At 66.0% G+C, this 1,695-nt stretch carries 2 protein-coding genes; both read right to left on the bottom strand.

What is annotated here, in order from left to right:
* A partial coding sequence (locus tag NTZ26_05005) for a hypothetical protein (protein ID MCX6559854.1) occupies nt 1-731 on the bottom strand: 731 nt, incomplete at its 3' end.
* 20 nt (nt 732-751) lie between these two features.
* Nucleotides 752-1,627 carry a hypothetical protein gene (locus tag NTZ26_05000; GenBank protein ID MCX6559853.1) on the bottom strand — a complete coding sequence of 292 codons (876 nt, stop codon included), beginning with the start codon at nt 1,625-1,627 and terminating at the stop codon, nt 752-754.
* Between the last annotated feature and the right edge of the window lie 68 nt (nt 1,628-1,695).

The raw sequence follows: 1,695 nt of genomic DNA, 5'->3' as shown, positions 1-1,695 counted from the left end.
GTGACGAAGGACATCGGCTTGCCCGCGGGCACCCGGTTGAAGACGACTTCGATGTCGCCGTTGGCCGATTCGGCCACGATCGGACCGGACACGTTGGTCAGCTTGATGCCGCCGCCGGCGGACTCGATCTCGATTTGGCCGCTGACGTTCTCGATCAAGACCTTGTCCAGGTTGGCGCCGTCGATCTTGAGCGAAGTCCCGGTCGGGACCTTGATGTCCAAGTCGTAGGCCTGCCGCCAGGATTCGACTTCCAAGGTTACGACGTTATCCTCTTCCTCGACCGTCAGGCCCGACCCGGCCAGCGGCACGGGTTTGAGGCCGGCGGCTTTGGCCTGCTTGTCCTTTTTGGACTTCTCGTCCTCACGTTCGAAAAAGGCCAGAGCCTGGGGCGCCCGGGCGGGCCGCGGTGTCGGGACGACGGCGGCGGTGCCGCTCGAGGGGGGGGCGGCCGGAGCGGGCATGCCGGGAATCCCGGCCAGGGCCGGCCCGAAGTCGTTCTTGACGACCGATTTGGCCCGAGCGGTAGCCTCGATGACGATGTCTTTCCCGTCGTAGCCGGAAATCTTGACCGAGCCGAACATGACGTTGGCTTCGAAGGTGGCCGGCTGGCCTGGCTTGCTGAGAGGGATGACCAGCCGCTCGGGGGCGGCAGATTCGGCCGTCAGCCCGGCGATGCCGGCCGCGGCCAGCAGCAGGGCCGGGATGAGGACGCGAAGAAGGGTCTTGTTCATGGGAATCTCCTTAAGTGATTTCATTTGGATTTGCGAATCAGGATATCGCCGTTCAGGGTTTCGCAGCGGATCTCGGGCCCGCCCTTGCCGACCCGGACGCCGGTGAAGCCGCCCCGGCCGTACACCGTCTTGCCGTCGCGCTTTTCGACCTTGACGGGCTCGGCCGGCAGGGACGTCACGGCGTAGTCGGACAGGGCTTCTCCGGTCATGGACTTGAGCCGCAGGTCGGCCGCCAGCCCGTCGCGGAAGGACAGGTCGACATCGCCGTTGACGGTGGTGAAGGCGCAGGCCGCGCCGGGGTTGCGGGTGAAGACGGCCTTGAGGTCCCCGTTGACCGTGTCGGCCTCGCCGGAGCCGGCGATGCCGTCCAGGGTCACCTTGCCGTTGACGTTGGAGACGTCGAAGGCGCCTTCCACCCCGCGCACCGCCACGTCGCCCTCGGTCACCGTCTTGATCCCCAACCGCGTCCGGCGGGGGACTTTGACGCTGAACTCGTAGACGACGATGTAGCCGGGGTCGTTCCAGCGGGCCCCGCGGCGCTTGCGCTCCTCGTCGCGGAAGGGACCGTCGACGAAGAGGTCGACGGTGTTGCCCTTCTGGGTGATCTTGAGGTCGACCTCGGCCTTGGCCTTGGCGATGCGGTCCTGGGCCACGGCCTTGATCGTCTTGCGGATAGAGACCTCGACGGTCGCGACGTCGGCCGCCTGGACGTCGATGCCGCCGAAGATGTTGTCGATCAGCAGCTCCGCCGGCTGGGCCGGGTCAACAAGCTTGAACGACTTGCGGATGTCTTCCTTGGCTTCGAACTTGTATTCCTTGTCCCTGGGCCCGGCGAGCAGAGCCGGAAGCGCCAGGGCGGCGGCTAAGAGGATCGTGACGGCGAAATGTTTTTTCACGGGGTGTCTTCCTCAGATGGTCAGCTGGCGGATGCCGTTCTCGGCCTGCTTGCGGACGGCCGGGTCGA

This window comes from Candidatus Aminicenantes bacterium (assembly GCA_026393855.1).
GTDB lineage: Bacteria > Acidobacteriota > Aminicenantia > Aminicenantales > UBA4085 > UBA4085.
This window is presented reverse-complemented; position numbering and strand designations above follow the sequence as displayed.